Origin of the sequence: Flectobacillus sp. (genome assembly GCF_049240685.1) — a bacterium.
In the GTDB taxonomy this organism is placed as follows: domain Bacteria; phylum Bacteroidota; class Bacteroidia; order Cytophagales; family Spirosomataceae; genus Flectobacillus.
This window is the reverse complement of sequence record NZ_JBMLSD010000215.1, coordinates 1-5,008: the sequence shown is the minus strand read 5'-3', so window position 1 is coordinate 5,008 and position 5,008 is coordinate 1. Positions and strand designations below refer to the sequence as shown.

Genomic DNA, 5,008 nt, shown 5'->3' with positions numbered 1-5,008 from the left:
ACTAACAAAGGCACAAAGGGAGTAATTTATAACATTCCCCTTTGTGCCTTTGCTACTCTGTGCCTTTGCCACTCTGTATCTTTGCCCCTTTGTGCCTTAATCCTACCTGTACCTAACCCCTCACTTCCTATTCTTCCCCACAAAAACGATTTTTCCTCCATTTTTTACCTCAAAATTGAGATAGTGCTCGTTGCCTGGTACTAAGTCTAGCCATGGGAGGGCATTAATGTATTTGTCATTGGTAAAAATAACTGTACCATTACAAGTAATTTCTGAATAAATATCTGCCAAAATTGGAATAGAAATGACACCTTGCATTCCTGTAGGCACTTCGGCCGTGAGACTAAACTGCTGTGGTGTATTTTGAATATTGACTTTAATCAAACCTTTGGGAGACGGTGCTTGTGCTATAATCGAGGTAAGTAAACCTATTTGTGGTTGTATTTTATAGGACTGAAAACCATCTGCTAATGGACTTATTCCTGCTATATACTGCGAAAGCAAGGTAGCGGGGCCACCCGTCCAGCCATGATTATATGTTCCGCCTCCGTAGGTGGCGCTGTTGAGTTCCCAACCTTCCCATAAGGTAGAAATTGGGCTATTTACCATCGACTTATAGCGGGTTTTCATTCGAGCAATTGCTTTTTTATCATCCCCAATCAAGAAAAGTGCTTCCAAAATATATTTTTCCATGTAAGGACTTGCATGTAGTTCTTGACTTAAAAATAAGTCGATAGAGCCATATTGTTCAGGGCTACTGAGTCCTGCCACAACGGCCAATCCATTCCCTCTATCGTCGGTGATACCTTTGTAATTAGGACTTCGGTAAAAGTTGCCTCGCCAGTAGGTTTCATTGAATGCATCTTTCATTTCTTGCATTTGATATGAATAGGAGGCTACATCTGCTTCTAAATTAAGTAAATGAGCCATTTTACATAGCCCTTTCAAGGCCAAATAATACCAGGCATTGTCTAACAAGGCTATGTCAATATTTTGTCCCCAATCGTGCCACATCCAATCTCCAGCGCGGTGTTTGACCAAATGATTTTGGTCTATTTCCCAAAGAGATAAATATTTTTTGGCAGCGGGATATACCTCTGCAATCAGCGCCGAATCGCCTGTGTATCGGTAATAATTCCAAAAACCATATTCTCCAATACTTGCTAACATTTGGGCAGGAAGTTCTCTATCCCAGTTCCCCGCAGGAATTGGCGAAAAAAGCTTTCCATTGGATTTTTGCCAAGCTACGAGCTCTCTGATAGCTTTTTGTAAAGATTGATGCCCCGCTTGATTCCAATAATAAAACATTTCTCCTTCGTTGATTACTACATCGCCCCACCACTGAGCTCGCTCACGGTCAGGACAGTCTGAAATCACATCACGTACATTCAGGTTGAGTGTTGTAAGGGCTTTTTCTTTAAGTCTATTCAAAAAAGCATCATTGCATGTAAAATCTCCTTGAAGCTCATAATTGTAACGTGTGGCTCGGTACTGAACGGCTAAGATTTTAATACCTTTTGGAAAAAAGTACTTTACTATGTGTCCATTAAAATAAGCGGGACTTTCAAATTCTTGGATACCATTCTTTGTAATATATTCGGTACGAAGGTTTGGTTCGCTGCCACCATAATAGTTGTCGGTACGAATATCTATCTTTTGTCCAGCCTTTGCCTCGATTTTGAAGTAGGGAGTTATGGCTAAATTTTGTGGTAACTGTAAGGCCAATGTATCCCCAGCACTAACTATCGGGAGTGATGGGGTATTGGAATAGTGTTGTAAACTACCGAAATGCCATTGTGGAATAGGTCGCTCTATCAGTTGATTCCATGGCGCATCACCTGCTGCGCCTAATTCAGTGGCTGATTCCCAACGAGAGTCATCAAACTTGGGTTCATACCAACCTTCAATGTCGTTTTGGGCATTGAAATGGATATTAGATTCCGCTAGACGATAATTGGGGAAGGGTGCCTGTGTTTCGCCAAAGGCAGGATGCACTTTACAAAGCCAAGAGGCATTGCTAACCCAATTGTTTCCGCTTGGGGTAGGCAAATCAAATAAGAGACCAGCCTTTCCAGAACTATTATGACTGAATCCTTTTTTACCAAAATACCACATCAAAATAGCAACAGTATTCTCTCCTGTTTTTAAAAAGGGGGCTAAATCAACATTGTCGAAATAGGTATCTTGTGGAGTTGGCCCACGTTTGAGTCCACCTTCTCGAATTACCAATTGACCATTGACCCACAACCAATATTTAGAGTCTACAGCGATTTTGGTCATGGCTGTTGCCATGGCTTTTTTGAGTGAGATTTTTTTTCTAAAACAAATCCATTGATTTGCCTTAGTTGGTTCGGTCACACTAATCCATCGAGCTTCGCGATGAAACTGAGAATGTGATGAAAATGAGTAAGTTATGGCAGCAAGAAAACAAAGACTTTGATATATTATGGACCTCATGCTCGAGTAGGGAATAAACATGTGATAAATATAAATAAATCTTTGGATAGATTGGATTTTGACATACAGATTTCAGCTAGTATAGCCCTCTTAATTTGCCAAATAGGGGCCTTTTCAATCGTTACATCTTTATAATTTTATGTTCTATCGTTTGTTGATCTACCTGAAGTTTGAGAATGTAAACACCTGCTGGCCAATTACTACTATCTACAAATGTTATGGCATTGGTAATAACTCCCTGTGAAATCGAATGTCCAAGTAGGTTAAAAACTTGATAGGAATAGCTTTTTTGGGTAGAAAAATCAGATAAAGCTATTTTTAATTGGTCGTTGATAGGATTGGGAAAAGCCAGAGAAATACCTTCAAACAAAGGAATTTGTGCTTTTAGATAAGCAATATTAAAATTGGGAATGCCATATCCAATTGTATTGTTTGGTGCGCTATAGTCACTGGCTGATTCTTTCAATAATTGGATGATTTCCTGCGCTTTTTTATTAGGTAAAGCTTGCCACAAACCTGCTACCATTCCACAAAGAATAGGTGAAGAAAATGAGGTTCCACTCGAAACGCTGGCGTTGCCAGCGGTATTGAGCACAGCAACACTTTGTCCCATTGCCGATAAATCTGGTTTGATTCTTCCATCAGAACTTGGTCCGCGTGAGCTAAAGGAAGCCACATTTCGGGTACTAGTAACCGCACCAACCGCAATTATCGAGTCAGCATCGGCAGGTGTCGAGATATACTTCCAAGCATCAGCTCCTTCGTTGCCGGCACTTATGGTACAAATAATACCTCTTTGGGCTGCCCACTTGGCCGCTCTAGCAGCAATCGTGGTTTTACCATTCATGTCGGCATAAGTATGACTAGTATTGGAATATTCAAACACCGTATATCCTAAGGATGAATTAATCAAATCTACGCCCAAACTATCTGCACGCTCGGCAGCAATAAGCCAGTTGACTTCTTCTAAAATAGACTCACTTTCATCGTCTTCAGTTCTGAATAGTGCATAAGAGGCTTGTGGAGCTGTACCAATCATCCTGCCTGTTTGTAAGGAAGCCATACAAGATAACACATTGGTACCATGAGAGTGATAGTTATATACAAATGTATTGTTTTCAACAAAATCGTATGTTTGAATCACTCTACCATTATTGAATAAATGGCTAAAGGCAGGAATAGTATTGGCACCAGTAAAACCAGCATCAAAAACCGCAATGAGCATATTTTGCCCTTGAAAGCCCAAGTTGTGCATCGCATCTACACCGAGCATAAGATTTTGGGTTTCTGATAATCCAAAGTTTGTTGGAGTGGGGCTATCTTCCATCGCAAATTTAGATACCCTACGTGCTGCCGATAATATACTTGCATAGTTTCTTAAAGGTTCTTTGACTTCTAAACCTTTTACAAAACTCAATGCCAGCACCTTGGATAGTTGCTCGGATGTTGCTTCGACTACCACGCCATTCATCCAACGGGAAGTATACCAAACCTTGGCTCCAGTTTGCTTAATTTGATTGATATAGGTAAGATTTACAGGTAAATCTTGCGTAGTGATAGCAATATTCTGTCTTGTCCTTCGAGCAATTGCTCTTGCCGACAAAAATTGATTGGGCTGAGAAATCTGATAGGTTGAGTTATTTTTATCTTTTAGTAAAACCAAATATTTGAGTGCACCTTGCCCATAACTGCTTAGGTTCATTAAATTGAAAAAAAGGAGTAAAAAAAGTTTATTCTTTGCCATAATCTATCAATTCATAAGTGATAATTGTGCCGTAATTAATTTGTCCCTTGCCAAGACAATTGTCTTCATAGCAATAAGAAACATTCGATTCTTTTGAGAAAACGATACCTAAATTTGGTGCCAACAGGATTTGTTTTTTTTGCAATCCTAAAGCACTCGAATCTTTATATAAATCTACTTCAATGATATTTTTAAAAGGCTTGTTTTGAACTTTCCAGTCTCCGAAAAAGCTTATGATTTCAGCTTTCTGAGGGGTTTTTTGATTAAATAGGTTAAGGTTCCATTGTGTACCAACTTCAATTGGATTGACCAAAATACATTCGGTTTGGTTGCTTGTCGATACGATAATTTTGTTGTCTTGTAAAGCTAATAATTTTCTCCCAATGTCCAACCAAGCTTCATTTTCTTGTTTTTTTCGGAATATTCCTATCACAAAACTCTTCTTACTGTTGTGTATTTCAAGCAGCAGATGCTTTTCAAAATAGGTTTCTATATCCACTTCCTGATTGAGTGAATAGTGTAGTTCTTTTACCGAAAATGTGACAAATTGCCCTATTTCTGTCATGAGATAATCCTTTGAATCGGGAATTTGAGATGGTGATTTGACAATATCATCGGAGCTACAAGAGGCAGCCAACTGACCAAGGAGAAGTACGATTAGGTGTGTTACACCAATTTTTCGAAAAACATCTGATATTTTTCGAAATAAGATAGGGTAGAATTTCAGCATATTCAAGTCTAGTATCGTTTTAGAATGCTAGACTTGAATATAACTTATTTAAAGTTAAGTTAATAAGTAATCGTGCA

3 protein-coding genes are annotated in these 5,008 nt (G+C 39.0%); all 3 read right to left on the bottom strand.

The window, feature by feature from the left end; all coding sequences use genetic code 11:
- Positions 1–120: 120 nt before the first annotated feature.
- A complete protein-coding gene (locus ACOVQ4_RS09795; RefSeq protein ID WP_421820470.1) occupies positions 121–2,457 on the bottom strand; it encodes an alpha-L-rhamnosidase C-terminal domain-containing protein in 2,337 nt (778 codons plus the stop codon).
- Between the two features lie 121 nt (positions 2,458–2,578).
- Positions 2,579–4,201, bottom strand: a complete 1,623-nt coding sequence (locus ACOVQ4_RS09790; RefSeq protein ID WP_421820469.1) for a S8 family peptidase — start codon at positions 4,199–4,201, stop codon at positions 2,579–2,581.
- Positions 4,188–4,931: a hypothetical protein gene (locus tag ACOVQ4_RS09785; RefSeq protein WP_421820468.1), complete on the bottom strand. Its 744-nt coding sequence runs from the start codon at positions 4,929–4,931 to the stop codon at positions 4,188–4,190. The genes ACOVQ4_RS09790 and ACOVQ4_RS09785 overlap by 14 nt, the downstream gene beginning before the upstream one ends.
- Positions 4,932–5,008: the final 77 nt, after the last annotated feature.